This is a genomic window from Acinetobacter sp. SH20PTE14 (assembly GCF_021391555.1).
Taxonomy (GTDB): Bacteria; Pseudomonadota; Gammaproteobacteria; order Pseudomonadales; family Moraxellaceae; genus Acinetobacter; species Acinetobacter amyesii.
Window position 1 is genome coordinate 1,363,944 of the sequence record NZ_CP090067.1, and the last position, 14,133, is coordinate 1,378,076.

Annotated in this window: 20 protein-coding genes; all 20 read left to right on the forward strand. The window is 41.3% G+C overall.

Annotated elements, in window-relative coordinates; translation table 11 throughout:
• Positions 1 to 65 precede the first annotated feature (65 nt).
• The 20 genes from LXF01_RS06675 to LXF01_RS06770 all read left to right on the forward strand — a co-directional run bounded on the left by LXF01_RS06675 (position 66) and on the right by LXF01_RS06770 (position 14,098).
• Positions 66 to 959, forward strand: a complete 894-nt coding sequence (locus LXF01_RS06675; protein ID WP_233945256.1) for a hypothetical protein — start codon at positions 66 to 68, stop codon at positions 957 to 959.
• A complete protein-coding gene (locus LXF01_RS06680; RefSeq protein WP_233945257.1) occupies positions 956 to 1,699 on the forward strand; it encodes an ATP-binding protein in 744 nt (247 codons plus the stop codon). The genes LXF01_RS06675 and LXF01_RS06680 overlap by 4 nt, the downstream gene beginning before the upstream one ends.
• 23 nt (positions 1,700 to 1,722) lie before the next feature.
• Positions 1,723 to 2,661 carry a DNA cytosine methyltransferase gene (locus tag LXF01_RS06685; RefSeq protein ID WP_233945434.1) on the forward strand — a complete coding sequence of 313 codons (939 nt, stop codon included), beginning with the start codon at positions 1,723 to 1,725 and terminating at the stop codon, positions 2,659 to 2,661.
• Positions 2,658 to 2,906 carry a hypothetical protein gene (locus LXF01_RS06690; RefSeq protein WP_233945258.1) on the forward strand — a complete coding sequence of 83 codons (249 nt, stop codon included), beginning with the start codon at positions 2,658 to 2,660 and terminating at the stop codon, positions 2,904 to 2,906. Before LXF01_RS06685 ends, LXF01_RS06690 begins: the two co-directional genes overlap by 4 nt.
• Positions 2,903 to 3,139, forward strand: a complete 237-nt coding sequence (locus LXF01_RS06695; protein WP_233945259.1) for a hypothetical protein — start codon at positions 2,903 to 2,905, stop codon at positions 3,137 to 3,139. Before LXF01_RS06690 ends, LXF01_RS06695 begins: the two co-directional genes overlap by 4 nt.
• A gap of 2 nt (positions 3,140 to 3,141) precedes the next feature.
• Positions 3,142 to 3,492: a hypothetical protein gene (locus tag LXF01_RS06700; protein WP_233945260.1), complete on the forward strand. Its 351-nt coding sequence runs from the start codon at positions 3,142 to 3,144 to the stop codon at positions 3,490 to 3,492.
• Positions 3,470 to 3,874, forward strand: a complete 405-nt coding sequence (locus LXF01_RS06705; protein WP_233945261.1) for a DUF1064 domain-containing protein — start codon at positions 3,470 to 3,472, stop codon at positions 3,872 to 3,874. Before LXF01_RS06700 ends, LXF01_RS06705 begins: the two co-directional genes overlap by 23 nt.
• A 9-nt stretch (positions 3,875 to 3,883) precedes the next feature.
• Positions 3,884 to 4,126 carry a hypothetical protein gene (locus tag LXF01_RS06710; protein ID WP_233945262.1) on the forward strand — a complete coding sequence of 81 codons (243 nt, stop codon included), beginning with the start codon at positions 3,884 to 3,886 and terminating at the stop codon, positions 4,124 to 4,126.
• Between the two features lie 12 nt (positions 4,127 to 4,138).
• A complete protein-coding gene (locus tag LXF01_RS06715; protein WP_233945263.1) occupies positions 4,139 to 4,690 on the forward strand; it encodes a hypothetical protein in 552 nt (183 codons plus the stop codon).
• A gap of 763 nt (positions 4,691 to 5,453) precedes the next feature.
• A complete protein-coding gene (locus tag LXF01_RS06720) occupies positions 5,454 to 5,876 on the forward strand; it encodes a hypothetical protein (protein ID WP_233945264.1) in 423 nt (140 codons plus the stop codon).
• A 251-nt stretch (positions 5,877 to 6,127) separates the two neighbouring features.
• Complete coding sequence (locus tag LXF01_RS06725) at positions 6,128 to 6,319, forward strand: hypothetical protein (RefSeq protein WP_233945265.1); 192 nt, start codon at positions 6,128 to 6,130, stop codon at positions 6,317 to 6,319.
• Positions 6,294 to 6,569 (forward strand): DUF968 domain-containing protein, encoded by a 276-nt coding sequence (locus tag LXF01_RS06730; protein WP_233945266.1) that lies wholly within the window; start codon positions 6,294 to 6,296, stop codon positions 6,567 to 6,569. Before LXF01_RS06725 ends, LXF01_RS06730 begins: the two co-directional genes overlap by 26 nt.
• 112 nt (positions 6,570 to 6,681) lie before the next feature.
• Positions 6,682 to 7,551, forward strand: coding sequence for a hypothetical protein (locus tag LXF01_RS06735; RefSeq protein WP_233945267.1), 870 nt, complete (start codon positions 6,682 to 6,684; stop codon positions 7,549 to 7,551).
• Between the two features lie 23 nt (positions 7,552 to 7,574).
• Positions 7,575 to 8,180: a hypothetical protein gene (locus LXF01_RS06740; protein WP_233945268.1), complete on the forward strand. Its 606-nt coding sequence runs from the start codon at positions 7,575 to 7,577 to the stop codon at positions 8,178 to 8,180.
• Positions 8,181 to 8,238: 58 nt separating this feature from the next.
• Positions 8,239 to 8,733 carry a hypothetical protein gene (locus LXF01_RS06745; RefSeq protein ID WP_233945269.1) on the forward strand — a complete coding sequence of 165 codons (495 nt, stop codon included), beginning with the start codon at positions 8,239 to 8,241 and terminating at the stop codon, positions 8,731 to 8,733.
• Positions 8,730 to 9,359 carry a putative metallopeptidase gene (locus tag LXF01_RS06750; RefSeq protein WP_442781354.1) on the forward strand — a complete coding sequence of 210 codons (630 nt, stop codon included), beginning with the start codon at positions 8,730 to 8,732 and terminating at the stop codon, positions 9,357 to 9,359. Before LXF01_RS06745 ends, LXF01_RS06750 begins: the two co-directional genes overlap by 4 nt.
• A 46-nt stretch (positions 9,360 to 9,405) precedes the next feature.
• Complete coding sequence (locus tag LXF01_RS06755; RefSeq protein WP_233945270.1) at positions 9,406 to 9,864, forward strand: DUF2280 domain-containing protein; 459 nt, start codon at positions 9,406 to 9,408, stop codon at positions 9,862 to 9,864.
• Position 9,865: 1 nt separating this feature from the next.
• Positions 9,866 to 11,401 carry a phage terminase large subunit gene (gene terL, locus LXF01_RS06760; protein WP_233945271.1) on the forward strand — a complete coding sequence of 512 codons (1,536 nt, stop codon included), beginning with the start codon at positions 9,866 to 9,868 and terminating at the stop codon, positions 11,399 to 11,401.
• A gap of 9 nt (positions 11,402 to 11,410) precedes the next feature.
• Positions 11,411 to 12,895, forward strand: a complete 1,485-nt coding sequence (locus LXF01_RS06765) for a phage portal protein family protein (protein ID WP_233945272.1) — start codon at positions 11,411 to 11,413, stop codon at positions 12,893 to 12,895.
• Positions 12,896 to 14,098 (forward strand): phage head morphogenesis protein, encoded by a 1,203-nt coding sequence (locus tag LXF01_RS06770; protein WP_233945273.1) that lies wholly within the window; start codon positions 12,896 to 12,898, stop codon positions 14,096 to 14,098. It begins immediately after the preceding gene.
• Positions 14,099 to 14,133 lie beyond the last annotated feature (35 nt).

Below are 14,133 nucleotides of genomic sequence, written 5' to 3' on the forward strand. Positions count from 1 at the left end.
CCTAAAAATATTCATTTCATCAGTGGTTTAACCCTTGCAAGCCCCTTCGAAGGAGCTTAGAAGCTATGCGCGAATATGGAAAAGTATCACCACACTTTTGGACAGGATCGACTGGTAAACAGTTGAGACAATGTCCTGAGTCTTTAGTGGTGTCTATGTATTTAATGACTAGCCCTCACGCCAATATGTTGGGGCTTTACTACATGCCACTTTTATATGTAGCTCATGAAACAGGCTTAGGCATGGAAGGGGCTTCGAAGGGGCTTCAATGGGCTTGCGAAGCAGGTTTTTGCAGTTATGACCACGCTTCCGAAATGGTGTGGGTGCATGAAATGGCTCGCTTCCAAATTGCTGACAAATTAAAGAGTACTGATAAGCGCAGTATTGGTGTTCAAAACGAATACAACTCATTACCTTCAAACCCTTATCTAGCAAGCTTTTACGATAAATACAGTCAAGCATTTTGTATGACTGAAAAACGTCAAAATACAGTTAAAAAAGTAGTTAAAAACGAAGCCCCTTCGAAGCCCCTTGCAAGCCAAGAGCAGGAACAGGAGCAGGAACAAGAGAATACACACACAAACGCGCAAGAAGATTTTTCAGAAAGTGATCATTGGAAACCAGATCTTGAACAACTGGCGATTGCTTTGAGAACCACAAAATATTCTCGACGAGTTTCTGAAATCCTAGGCATGGAAGATTTTCAATTCCATCTTGGGAATTTTAATACTCACCATGAAAACAATCACCAGCTCACTGATAACCAAAAACTTCGGAAGTTTGCACAGTGGATTTTTCAGGAATTTGAAAAACAACTGGCTAAGACTGAGCGTGAAGCTAAAAAATCTACAGGCCGTATTCCTGAAAAACAAAATTCACGAAACGTAAACGATGCGTGGGGTGAGGTTCAGCATTACGCACCTGCTAGTGACAACGTTGAATTGGAGGATTTGGTATGAACGCCTCAATCCTGAATACAAAAATCCAAATGAGTGCTGAGTTCTGTGAAGCTCACAAGGTTCAAAAAGTTCGAGTAGGGCAATCTGCAATTTGCAAGCAATGCGCTTCAGAGATTTTAAACAAAGCTCACAAGGATCACGAGGTTGAAGTAAATCGCATGGTTCGTGAAAAGCATTTTGAGGGGGCTAAGTTACCAGCTCGTCATGCGAATAGCGGCTTCAAAGATTACATCGTAAAAAATATTGGTCAGCAGAATGCCAAGCAACACTGCACAGTATTCACTAAGGACTTCAAGCAAGGCGTTAACCGCAATTTGATTATGGTGGGTCGTACAGGCACAGGCAAAACACATCTGGCATGCGCTGTAGCTCGAAACGTCTTGGAATCACGCAAATATGCTCGTTACATCACTTCGGAAGATATGGGTAATGAGATTGCGAATGCTTGGAAAAAAGCAGATGACAATGAATCAAACGCAATTCACCGATTCACCGAATATGACCTGTTAATTCTTGATGAATACGGCTTGCATGACCGTCACGAAAATCGGTTGCAGCTTGTGCACAAAGTTTTGTATGCGCGTTATGACGCAGCAAAGCCAACGATGTTGATTTCCAATATGACGATGGCTGAGTTGCAAAAGGATTTGGGTGATCGTCTTTGGTCGCGGTTTCAGCATGATGGCCTAGTGATTGTGGAATGTAACTGGGCGGATCAGCGTGTAGGAGGTGGGGTGTGAAGGATCAACATGACAACCTTACGATCGATTGGCTTGAACAAAATAATAATACAGGTGGTTTAAATGAGTTGGCTCTTTTCGCAGGCGCTGGTGGCGGAATACTCGGATCGCATTTGCTTGGATGGAACACAGTCTGCGCAGTTGAACGTGATGCCTACGCAGCACAAGTTTTGGCGCAACGACAAAATGATGGAGTTCTCCCGCTTTTCCCAATTTGGTCTGACGTGTGCAGTTTTGACGGAAAACCATGGCAAGGAATTATTGACGTTATATCTGGCGGATTTCCATGCCAAGACATTAGCTCAGCCGGAAAAGGTGCAGGCATTGATGGAGCAAGATCAGGAATGTGGGCCGAGATGGCTCGAATTATTGGTGAAGTACGACCTAGATACGTCTTCGTGGAAAACTCACCAATGCTTGTTTCCCGAGGACTTACCCGAGTCATCAGTGACCTTGCCAAAATGGGGTATGACGCAGAATGGGCACGTTTTTCAGCATCCAATTTTGGAGCGCCCCATCAACGGGACCGAATCTGGATTGTTGCCAAACGGGGAGAACTTCTTTCATACGCCCAACTGCACCGGCCTGAATGGTGGAAGCAACTCCAGGAGGGCTCTAATAAAGAGGCGGCAACAATTTCCAACACCCGTGGCATCCGATTGGAAGAGAAATGGATCTCCTGCGGATCTAGCGAGAAAATCACCAACCTTGGAGGTAATTGTTCAAACATATCCAACACCAAAAGCATCGGATGGAAACAAGCGAGGCAAGGTGAGCAGCCATCATCAAAACGGATTGGCGGGTGCGGTCAAGAGTGGACACGGTGGTGGAGTATTGAACCCGAATTGGGTCGAGTGGCTGATGGGGTGGCCAATCGGGTGGACAGACTTAAAGCCATTGGAAATGGACAAGTTTCAATCGTGGCTAAAAGCGCATTTGAATATTTAGGCGGTGCAGCATGAGCAAACCTAAAAAAAGAGTTCTCTTTGAAGACCAAATTAGTTTGATGTTGTTCGCTTGCTATGCAACTCAACCGTTTTCAGTCGCAGATGTGCAAGAGGCAGTTTTTGATTTCCATCGAGCAACAGTCTACAGCTTGCTAAATGAGCATGTGAAAGCGGGATATTTAGAGCGCGTTTCATCGAGTCATTATCAAGCGACTCAATACGCTAAAGACATCATGAATGTGAAAGGAGATGCAGCATGAATCTAACAATCGAACAAATGCGGGAAATTGTGGATGGGGCGCCTGAGTGGGCGGTTTTTTGGATCACTCGAAACGAGTACCACATTTCAATGCTGAGCTTTCCTAACATGACAGGGCAGCAAAGTTACTTAATTTCCGATCTACGTGCAGCCATCGCAGACCACGACCGAACCGATCATGTATCAGACATTCGCAATCATATTGCGCCGACGACGAGGGTGATTGAGGGATGAGTATGAATAAACGTCAGAAAAAGAAACTCAACAAAAGGGCTATGGATTTGTTAATTGATTGCGGCTGGTGTGAATCGGGTGATTTTGATCTCTGGGGTGGCGATTGGATTAAGTATGTACACATCGAAACCCGTGAGGAGTCTTGGGTTGATGAGGTTGAGCCTTTTGGCTATCTGAAAGGCTTGGTTCAAGACACATTGCTGGAATACATCGAAGTTAAAGATGATTCTAAATATGGTTTTCATATCGAGCAAGTTTGGAAAAGAGACCCAAATCTCAGTGTGATTGATGTGTTTTCAATTTTTAAAAACACCTATGGATTGAGATTGCATGACCAGTATCTCACTCGCTGAATATCACGCTCAATACGCGCACAAGACCAAACCCAAGTCAGGGCGCAGCAAATTTAACGCTCAGCGCATTGAAAAGGATGGAATGAAGTTTGATAGCGTCAAGGAGTATAAGCGCTATATCGAGCTTACAGCGCGAATGCAGAGGGGTGAAATTTCAGAGCTTAAGTGTCAGGTCAAATTTGTCTTGGCACCTAAGGTGAAATTGGAAGGAGAGAAAAGGGCAAAACCTGAATTGAGGTATTACGCGGATTTCACATACATCGAAAACGGGAAATTCGTTGTTGAGGATGTGAAGTCGCCGGGAACGAGAAATTTACCGAGTTATCGCAATAAGAAACACTTGATGAAAACAGTACACGATATCGATATTAGAGAAGTTTGAGGGATTGGGATGAATGCTAATAATTTTGATTGGGCACTTTATTCAAATGGTAAGTATTGGCTTTATGAGCACTGGAATGAGACCAATACAAATATCTATGGAAAAGCCAAATTTGATTCCAAGGAAGACTTCCTAAAACACGAAGGCAAACACTTAACAACAGAACAGATTGAAACTTTAGAGCAGGGCCGAGGCGTTTCAATCCCTCAACAGGACGGGACTACCTTGTTTTTTAAATACGTGAATTTGTAAGAGGGAATAGGGATGAATGCAGTAGCAGAAAAATTTGAACCGTTTGAGTGGTTGACCAAAGGTATTGCAGCGAAGTCACCAAACTTTGAGCCACAGGCACATGGCACTGGGGAGAAGCCTTTGAATTATGAAGATCGTTTGGGTGCGATTGCGAGCATGGAAACACAGCTTGCAAAGTCAGTTACAGCGCTTATTGTCTTTGATGGGAAGTGCGAAAGCGATTATGAGTATGTGCGTAATCACTTGGTTAAAATTATGTTGGTCAATGCTAAGGATGATAAGAAGCGCGAGCCTGAGCATATCACCATGAATCATTTGGCATACTTGGTTGCACGTATGGTAATTGACTTTGCATTAAATCCTGAGCTTGAAGGAAATTTTACAGCGCAAGGTCGATTGTATTATGCGGGTATTAATTCGATGCAGATGCAAGCCGAACTTTATCGTAAGACGTGGAAACCATACGAAAACCTGATGTGTTTGGCGCTTGAGTCTGCGATTGAAGAGGCTTCTCAAGCTGTTCAGAAGTATAAGAAAAATACTTACAAAGAAATGCGTGCATAGGGATTCCATTATTTCGGAAACCAAGGTATAGTTTTACTATACTGGTCGTATTACGCAGTTTCTGACCATGATTAAATTAAGCTCACCAAACGGTGGGCTTTTTTGTTGCCTGAAATTTATAAAGGTGCTTGTGACATGCACAAGTGATTTAACTGGAGAGCGGCCATGCCAGCATTTGCCTAACTAGCTATTAAGCTACGCTTAGACCCCGCGAAAGAGGGTACAACCCATGCAGTTCATCGAGCATGAATAGGATATGCAGGAAAGTAAAATCAGAATTGGGAGTGATGCCCCGCCAAAAAAATGAAGATGAAACCGAAAATTGATTAGTAGTGTGCCTATTCACTGGCGATCAAAGTAGGGAGTAGCTATGGACCACGGCATAGATCTACCGTGGTGATCTTTAATAGCTGAAATTTAGGGTATATTTGATATATTCTAGTAATTTGATTTTTTGATAATGAAAACGATTTTGAAGAATAATCCTAAGCTTTTTATTTTGTTGTATGTAATCTATGTGATTTTAATTGCAGTAATTACCGGTAATGAATATTCATTCTTAGTTCAGCCACTCATGGTACCCATAACTATTTTAGTCGGTATATTTATTTGGGAGTGGTAAGAGGGTGTAAAAAAGGATTCAGCAAAACAAGAAGTATATGAGAAAAACCTGAATGAGAAAGCTGAAAAAATATTCTTCATTTATACAATGTATGAGAAATGCATTCAGAACTTATATCGTTATTTCACTGATTTGAATGCAGTGCTTCAACCTCAAGCCTTAAGGCCAGTTTCGAAGTCTCAAGCAATTTCTCTTTTAATTGAAAAGATGGAGGGGGAAATAAAGCTCATACAGGGATTGGAAATAGAATTATATAATGAGGCTGTTCTATTTTATTACTTAGTGTCAAAAAAGCAGCCGGACATTAATGTTTATGAAGATGCAACAAACTTGAAGAATAATTTACACCAATTCGCATTTGTATCTGAAAAAGTCGCTAAATTTTTAGAAACCCATAGATATAGCGAAAAGTCCGGGCAAGATAAAGAGTTAGATCTACTTCAAAATTATTATAGATTGAAACCTGACATTAACTCTTTTAATTTCGGAGACCCGCAGGATTCTAAAGAAATTATTTACGTGAGGCCTCGAAAAAAGTTTTTAGAATTAACAAAGCCTTTATAAATTGTATTTTTAAGATTCATTGATAGCTACAGTTGATTTTTGCTACCCGGAGATCCACATGCTCCAATTTTTAAAATGCTTATTTGGCTTCCACAGTGCGGTTGAAATTGATCACACGATTGATGGTGATGAGATAAAGGTTTGTCGTAGTTGTTTGAAAGAAGTTAAATAATTTGCCGAACGTATTACGGCACATAAAAGCCCTCGCATTCTAGATGTTGAGGGTTTTTCTTTTCTATTGCGGGGTGATTATGGTTGATCGAGTAGAGGCATCCAAAAATTTAGAGCTGCTTAAAGCAAACCAAGCTCGCTTGATGAATTACAATCATTTGTATTCAAGTTATGCATTTCGTCAAGACTGCGGTGCTGAGTTGAGAAAGATTGGTAAGCAGATCGCAAGCATAGAAGAATTACTTCATGAGAAACCCAAAACGACTCGCTGAAATTAGAAAGCTACCGTGTGTGCGTTGTGGTAATCCAAACTCACAGGCGGCTCACAGTAATTCAGCCAAGCACGGTAAGGGTAGATCAATCAAAGCCAGTGATGAGTTCACAGTGCCGCTTTGCCATTCCTGTCACTTTAGGTTCGATACCTTTAAATTGGGTAATCGGGCAGAGAGTGAAGCAATGTTTGAGCAGTGGTTGGTGAGAGTTGAGCGGATGTTGGTGATGGAAGATAGAGAGGTGTTTTGATTAATTTTAGTTTGTTAAAAAATGTAATGTGATATTATTTTACTCCATAAGATAAATTTTATATTTAAGTAATGGGGAAATTATGCATACGCTACATCCGTACGGGATAAGAATGCACGATAAGATTGATGGAAAAGTCGGATATCCCTTACTTGGGTCCTTATTTAATGGCAAAGTAGATGCATTTGAATTGCTAAAAACATGGATCGAAGAAAAACAAAAGGAAGGTGCGGAAGTCGACCCAAAAGTTAAGTCAACAATAGTTTTTAGGGATGACTTTGTTTTTGATGTAGTAAATAGAAGAATTTATGGATGGATTTGCACTGGAAACTATGGGCAAAAAAATACAGTAATAAATGTATTTAATCCAGAAGAAAAATATGAAAAAGGGGTGAACTTCGCTGAACAAATACCTCATTTTATTTATTTCTATCTTCCCGCCTCAAAATCGGATGGTTTAGTATTATTTCATGGAGTTAGGGGATCAGGAATAAAAGCTGCGTTCTTAGAAATGCTTAATAAGATGTGCCGAACTAAATACGATAGAGTTTTCCAAATGAAATCGAAGTCGTATGCAAAGTCTCTTAAGATGTGGCAAGAAGCGATGACTAAAGAGATAAAAGCCATTCCTAAGAATAACCACTCTGATTTAGCGGATAAGGTTGCGAATATAACTCCTAAAGCAGAAACTGTGATTAGCATTAAAGCACCTAAGGGCGGCAACTTTGGTACTTGGGGTTCGTTTGGAAAGGACGACTCCAAACAACATCAATTACTAGAAGTCCTTGAACAAGATTATCAAAATATTGTAGCAACCGTTCAAAGAGATGGGAAAACAAGAAAGGTAAGAATTGGTACAAATATCACAGATGCAATTTGTATAATTGAAGCACCTGATGAGCTTGATTTTAATGATGGAAATCCAACTACAGAAAGTATCTTGGCGTGGTGCGAAACGATTAAATCAGATTTTTCAGCTTAACTGAAAATATTGAGTATAAAATTATGAGCAAAAAAATCGATATCATTTCTATTATACGAGGGCATTGCTCAACCTTAGGGAATAGTGATGGAACTTTTAACAAGTATGATTTTTTTACTTTCTATATTGTACCTCTAATTCTCTCCGGCTTAGCGGTGTATTATATGTCTGAAATTACAGGAGATACTCTCTCACTACTTGTTAATTTTGGATCCATATTTACAGCTTTACTATTATCGGTTTTGGTTTTGATCTTTGATCAAGAGAATAAAATAGATGAACAATATGAAAAGTATCTACTTTTTAAGGAAGAAATTGATAAAAACCCAAGTTTGAATGATTCTGCTGCATATAGATGGATTTTTAGTAAGAATCTTGATGAAAATTACACAGACAAAAAGGCGTTATTGAGACAGTTATATTTTAATATTAGCTTTTCAATTGTAGTAGCACTTTTGCTTGTCTTGGTGTGTTTAATTTACTCAAAAGTAGGGGAATTAACTCACACGGTATACACATGTATTTCTTCAAAGATTCTCATTTTTTTAATTGCATTTTTAATGCTCACAATATTTTTAAATATCTTAATGATTGTGAAAAGAATGCATACTATGCTTATTACCAATTAAATTAATGTGAAATTATGAACCACTCCATTCGGGGTGGTTTTTTTATTGGGAATAGGAAATGCAAAAAGCCGTGTTTCCTATCCAGTCACATGCCGACATCACCAAAGCCATTAACTTCATGCATACCAATTACACTCAGGCGATTAATGATGGCAAACCTTTGGTCGTTCGGATCAATCAAAAAGAAGATGACCGGAGTAAAGCACAGAATCGCCTTTATTGGATGTGGATGAACCAGTGGGCTAAGCGTCAAGGCACGGATAAAGAATACGAGCACTTGTATTTTAAGAAACAATTCTTGGCGCGTATCTATGCGCGTGATGATGTGGGCCAGTACAGAGCCACGTTTAACGCAGTCAAAGTTTTAAAAGAACAAAATCATCCGATGTATCAACAAGTGGCAGATGGGCTAAATGAGCTAATTAGCACAAGGGATGCAACGGTCGATCAGTTCACCGAGTATTTGAATGACATTCATGCATTCTGTAATAAACATGGGTGTTGGTTGCAAACACCTGATGATTTGATGTTTGCTTGGGAGATGAAGCAGTGAAACGTCCAATGCCGCCAGACGCTTTACTGGATATTGATCCTGTTGACCCAATGGGATTTGAACCAGCGCATGAATTAAAAGACTGGATATTGCAGACTTTCATTAATGAAGAAGGCGAACTACACAACCCCGACCATGCTCATATCTCTCCATGGGATGATGATTTATTCAAAGTGCTATGGGCTTCAAAAGGGTTTATTAAGGCTGAGCAAGTGGTATTAGGGCAGACTGAAAAGTTTGCACCAATGGCGGGTGGTTGGCGTAAGGCTCGGCAAGAAAAACAAATGATTGATTGGTTTGGCTGTGTGCCTAAATTCATTATCACTATCGATGCATGGTTTGCTTACAAGGCAAGCGATGTTGATTTTTGTGCCTTGATTGAACATGAGTTGTATCACATCGGCGCTAAGCGTGATGAAGATGGAAACTATCTGGTAAGCACATCCACTGGTGAATACAAATATTATTTACGCGGTCACGATGTCGAAGAGTTCCATGGAGTCGTCCAGCGTTACGGTGCATCTGAGTCAGTTAAAAAAATGGTAGACCTTGCAAACAATGGCCCAACAATTTCTAAGGCAAATATTGCTCAAGCATGCGGTACGTGTTTATTGAAGTTGGCTTAAGTTTTTTTGCCTATCTTGCTATACGTAGCTATACAAAGAGGTGGTTATGGCAGCCCTAAAAGAGCCTGTAAAAATATTTATAGTTCAAGCTCTTGCGTGCCGTGATACCCCTCAAGAAGTCGCGGATCTTGTTAAGCAAGAATATGGACTGAAAATTGAGCGCTCACAAATCGCTTTATACGACCCAACAAAGATATCCGGCAAGAACCTATCAAAGAAGTTTGTTGATTTATTTCATGAAACCCGAGCTGAATTTGACAAAGGCTTAATTGATATACCAATTGCTCAGAAGTTTTACCGCATGCGCCAGTATCAAAAGCATCTCGAGAAGAATGCTAAAAATACAGTGATGTCACTCAAAATTCTAGAACAGGCTGCAAAGGATGCAGGTGGTCAGTTTACAAATAAAACCGAGGTAACAAGCGAAGTAACCCAAACCACGGTTACCCAGGCCACTCCTGAGCAGGTTGAAGATGCAATAAGGAAGGCTAAAGAGGAATATTAAAATGGATCTGCAAACACAGGTTGAAAAGAAGCTGTGTGAGGATGAACATTTATATTTCACACGGCGTTTCTTTAAGCCACGCATGGGCTTTAAATTCACCGTAAATTGGCACCATGTCTATATTTCATGGATTATCGATCAAGTCATTGCTGGTGAAATAGCCAACGTTGTGATTAATGTTCCACCTGGTGCAGGTAAAACAGAACTCATGACTAATTTGATTCCACGCGGCCTGGCATTAAATGCACGTTCACGATTCCTTTACTTATCTTTCTCCCAATCCTTAGTTGAAGGTGTTTCTGATGTGGCTAGGGATATTGTTAAGTCAAAAGACTTTCGTAGCATGTGGGATTTGAATGTATCGAATAGCACAGACTCCAAGAAAGAATGGAAGATCACAGTTGAGGACTATGATGTTGGTCATGTGTACGTAGCTTCAATGGGTGGTCAAGTTACAGGTCGTCGTGCTGGCACATTGGCTGATGACGGTTTTACTGGTTGTATCACCATCGATGACCCATTAAAGCCTGAAGATGCTTTTAGTAAGATTAAGCGGGATGCGGCGAACCGTAAATTATTGAACACGGTGAACTCACGTAAAGCGAAGTCTGATACGCCGATCATCATGATTATGCAGCGACTCCACACTGAAGATCCGACTAACTTTGTAATGACTGGAAACCTACCTGGTGAATGGACTCAGATATCTATCCCAGCACTGATAGATGATGAATACATTGCAACCTTGCCAGAACATATCCAAAAGCTTGTACCGCGAGATGTTGAGTGTGATGAGCAGGGTCGTCAAAGCTATTGGCCTAAAAAGGAATCCTTACAATCGCTACTTCAGTTAGAGAAGGGTGGTAAGGATAAGGAAGGTGCAACCGTCTCACGTTACACCTTCAGCAGCCAATACATGCAACAACCTAAGAAATTGGGCGGGGATTTAATTAAGTCAGAGTGGTTTGGGTTCTATAAAGAAATCCCTACGCTTCAGTGGCGTGCAGTCCTTGTAGATACAGCTCAAAAAACCAAAGAGCACAACGATTACTCAGTATTTTTACTTGTTGGCCTGGGTGTTGATGGAAAGCTGTACCTACTGGATCTTTTGCGTGGTAAATGGGAAGCACCAGAACTTAACCGTCAGGCGAAAGCTTTCCTCGACAAGCATAAGGAATATACATGGGAAACCAAGCCTATTCGCTATATGAAAGTAGAAGACAAGGCATCGGGTACGCAACTAATCCAAACTCTAGGCACTTACTCGGGTGTGGCTGTCATACCAGTCCAGCGTCATACAGACAAGCTATCCCGTTTCATGGATGTACAGGTCCATCTTGAAGCGAACTATAAAGATAAGCCGGAAGATCGCTTTGTAATGGTACCTAAGGATGCACACTGGGTTGGGGAATTTTTTGAGGAGTGTGAGGCATTTAATGCAGCATTTACTCATGACCATGATGACCAAGTCGACACATTGATTGATGCAATTGAAGACGCAGTAATCGCAATTAATTACAGCCCTCCGGCTGCATAGGTTTTATTTATGGCTAAGAAAAGAAAAAATCCTGAGAATAAAAAGCCGGAGTCTGGTGCACTTTATTCTCATGAGGCTGAACAGGCTTTAATCAGCTATCTAACCAAAATGCCTGACGGTGATGAGGTGCTACGAAAAGCTGGTGTTACTCGTCCACGCCTAAAAGTCATGATGTATGACGATGAGATTTATCAGGCAATTGAAAAACGCCAAGATAAACTTGAGAGCGCGGCATGGCGTGTAGAACCAATGGATCGACCTGAATCTAAAATCATCATGGAGCATTTGCGTGAATGGTGGTCAGAGATTCTACTTGGTGCACAGAATGCTCGCTGGTACGGGTATTCGGTATTAGAAGCCATCTATACGAAGCCTGAGGAGCCGAGCTTGCATATTGATGGCGATACAATTACACCGTTTATTGGGTTTAAGTGGATTGGTGAAAAACCTATGCAATGGTATGAGCCGAAAAATGATGGGCGTTTATTATTGCTCGCCAATTACAACGCAACTCGGCAGGATCAGGAAGTGGACCAACGGTTTAAGCACTTTCTGACACGTTGCAAATCTACTTATGAAAATCCATTAGGCGAGGCTTTATTAAGTCGACTGTACTGGGTGTGGTTCTTTAAAACATCGGGCTTCAAATTCTGGGCAAAGTTTGTAGAAAAATTTGGTTTGCCAATGCTGGTTGGTAAAACTGCTGGCAAGACTACAGATATGCGTGACGCACTACTCAAAGCTCATGCTAGCTCGGTTATTGCTCTAAGTGGTACGGATTCAGTTGAAATCCAAACTGCCAATACCAATGGCAATGCTTCTCAAACATTTGAAGTGTTTGATAAGAATCTTGAACGTCGTATACAGAAAGTCATCTTAGGTCAGACATTGACAAGTGGAACTGATGGAGCAGGCTCAAGGGCTTTAGGGGATGTTCATCTAGAAGTACAGAATGCGAAGTATAAAGCCGACGTACGAATGATTATGCCTACGATACAAGCCATTATTAATGCGCTATGTGATATCAATGGCTGGGAGCGTCACCGGGTTATCATTGGTGAAGAGAAGTCACTGGAAGAGCCTAAAGCAGACCGTGACGTGAAGTTAAAAAATGCTGGTGCAGTACTAACCCCACAATACTTCAAACGTGAGTATGGTCTGGAAGATGGTGATGTGATTGAGCAGGTATCTACTAACTTAAACCAATTCTCAGCTATACCCAAACGTGCATTTAGCTTTAAAGCCCAGGCCAATAAACTTTCAGCTGAACAGCAAGAAGTTGAGGAATTAACCGATGGCCAAAAGGATCTGCAGCTTTTAAGTAATGAGCAGATTAAGCAGCTTGTTGCTGAGTCGGATAGTCCCGATGGCCTGGCATTCAATTTAATGCAGTTGATTCCGTCTGTATCTGAATCTCAGTTTAAGGCCAATTTAGATCAGGCTTTATATGCTGCAGATGTATTGGGGTATGCGACTGCTGCTAAGGGGAAATAGATGCAACCAGTTACGTTCCTTGAGGCGCTTCAGTACGCGCATGACAAAAAGATTGTGCTACCTGATGAGTTTTACTCAATGGACTTAAAGACTCGGCAGATGGCGACAACAGTGAGCTTTCTATCGAGTCTTGAGCAAATTGAGACAGTGATTAGGTCACTGAATACAACATTGGCCGATGGCGGAACGTTTAACGATTTTCAGAAGCTCATTGCTGAGTCTGAAATCATTCTACCTAAGCATTATTTAGATACCGTATTTCGTACCAATATCCAAAGTGCTTATGGTCATGGGCGATGGCAGCAGCAGAATCGAAATAAAGCCAAACGTCCTTACTTGATGTACTCGGCTATCGATGATAGTCGTGTACGTCCTGCACATTTGGCATTGAATCGAATTGTACTGCCGATTGATCATCCATTTTGGCTAACGCATTACCCGCCACTAGGCTTTCGTTGTCGCTGTACTGTTATCGCACTCACAGAGGCTCAGGCACTCAAATACGGCATTACACCGGATGATAAGTTGCCGGAAGTTGCTGAGGCATTGGACTGGTCATCGCATCCTTTGCAGTTTGGTGATCTAGAAGAGTTAGTTGATAAAAAGATCAATGTGTCGGTACTAGATAAGGAATATCTCCTCGAGCAGAAGGAGGTTATCAAAGCTGAATGGACTGCATCGAAAAAGCTTACGAGCCTATTTGCTCCTATGGATGATAAGACTCGGGACCTATTCGATACGGTGGCCAATACTGTGATTCCACTTGATCCATCGATTCGACCTAGTGCTATTCGTACTTTCTTGGACTATGTGCAAGGCAATGACCAGGCCATTACAAACTATTTGAATAGCAAAGCTGTATCGAAAGCTGACCAAGTGCTTAAGCAATGGTTGGTTCAGGATATAGCAGCGATTCATGCTGTTGCTAAAAACACTGCTGAAGTTGTTACCGGCACAACCACACTGGCTTACGCAGCTTCACTTGAAGTAGGCAAGGTGGTGACTTTGGATGCACCAATGCTTTTGGCAGGTCAGTCAAACATCATGATTCAGATTGAGAATGCTAATGGCCTGGGGATTGATCTTGAAAAGCTGAATGTTGGTGAAGGGGTCTTGCTACCTTTGGGAGTCTCATTTGAAGTTGTTTCGATGGAGATGGTTGAAGGGGTGATGGTTTATACACTGAAGGCATTGGTAAATTAAATTGAAATTAACTAGAGACCGTCCGAAAGGGCGGT

What these genes read in the sequence shown, in the direction of transcription:
- LXF01_RS06675 (WP_233945256.1), top strand. Translation starts at nt 66, where the DNA reads ATGCGCGAATATGGAAAAGTATCACCACACTTTTGGACAGGATCGACT.
- LXF01_RS06680 (WP_233945257.1), top strand. Translation starts at nt 956, where the DNA reads ATGAACGCCTCAATCCTGAATACAAAAATCCAAATGAGTGCTGAGTTC.
- LXF01_RS06690 (WP_233945258.1), top strand. Translation starts at nt 2,658, where the DNA reads ATGAGCAAACCTAAAAAAAGAGTTCTCTTTGAAGACCAAATTAGTTTG.
- LXF01_RS06695 (WP_233945259.1), top strand. Translation starts at nt 2,903, where the DNA reads ATGAATCTAACAATCGAACAAATGCGGGAAATTGTGGATGGGGCGCCT.
- LXF01_RS06700 (WP_233945260.1), top strand. Translation starts at nt 3,142, where the DNA reads ATGAATAAACGTCAGAAAAAGAAACTCAACAAAAGGGCTATGGATTTG.
- LXF01_RS06705 (WP_233945261.1), top strand. Translation starts at nt 3,470, where the DNA reads ATGACCAGTATCTCACTCGCTGAATATCACGCTCAATACGCGCACAAG.
- LXF01_RS06710 (WP_233945262.1), top strand. Translation starts at nt 3,884, where the DNA reads ATGAATGCTAATAATTTTGATTGGGCACTTTATTCAAATGGTAAGTAT.
- LXF01_RS06715 (WP_233945263.1), top strand. Translation starts at nt 4,139, where the DNA reads ATGAATGCAGTAGCAGAAAAATTTGAACCGTTTGAGTGGTTGACCAAA.
- LXF01_RS06725 (WP_233945265.1), top strand. Translation starts at nt 6,128, where the DNA reads ATGGTTGATCGAGTAGAGGCATCCAAAAATTTAGAGCTGCTTAAAGCA.
- LXF01_RS06730 (WP_233945266.1), top strand. Translation starts at nt 6,294, where the DNA reads ATGAGAAACCCAAAACGACTCGCTGAAATTAGAAAGCTACCGTGTGTG.
- LXF01_RS06735 (WP_233945267.1), top strand. Translation starts at nt 6,682, where the DNA reads ATGCACGATAAGATTGATGGAAAAGTCGGATATCCCTTACTTGGGTCC.
- LXF01_RS06740 (WP_233945268.1), top strand. Translation starts at nt 7,575, where the DNA reads ATGAGCAAAAAAATCGATATCATTTCTATTATACGAGGGCATTGCTCA.
- LXF01_RS06745 (WP_233945269.1), top strand. Translation starts at nt 8,239, where the DNA reads ATGCAAAAAGCCGTGTTTCCTATCCAGTCACATGCCGACATCACCAAA.
- LXF01_RS06755 (WP_233945270.1), top strand. Translation starts at nt 9,406, where the DNA reads ATGGCAGCCCTAAAAGAGCCTGTAAAAATATTTATAGTTCAAGCTCTT.
- terL (WP_233945271.1), top strand. Translation starts at nt 9,866, where the DNA reads ATGGATCTGCAAACACAGGTTGAAAAGAAGCTGTGTGAGGATGAACAT.
- LXF01_RS06765 (WP_233945272.1), top strand. Translation starts at nt 11,411, where the DNA reads ATGGCTAAGAAAAGAAAAAATCCTGAGAATAAAAAGCCGGAGTCTGGT.
- LXF01_RS06770 (WP_233945273.1), top strand. Translation starts at nt 12,896, where the DNA reads ATGCAACCAGTTACGTTCCTTGAGGCGCTTCAGTACGCGCATGACAAA.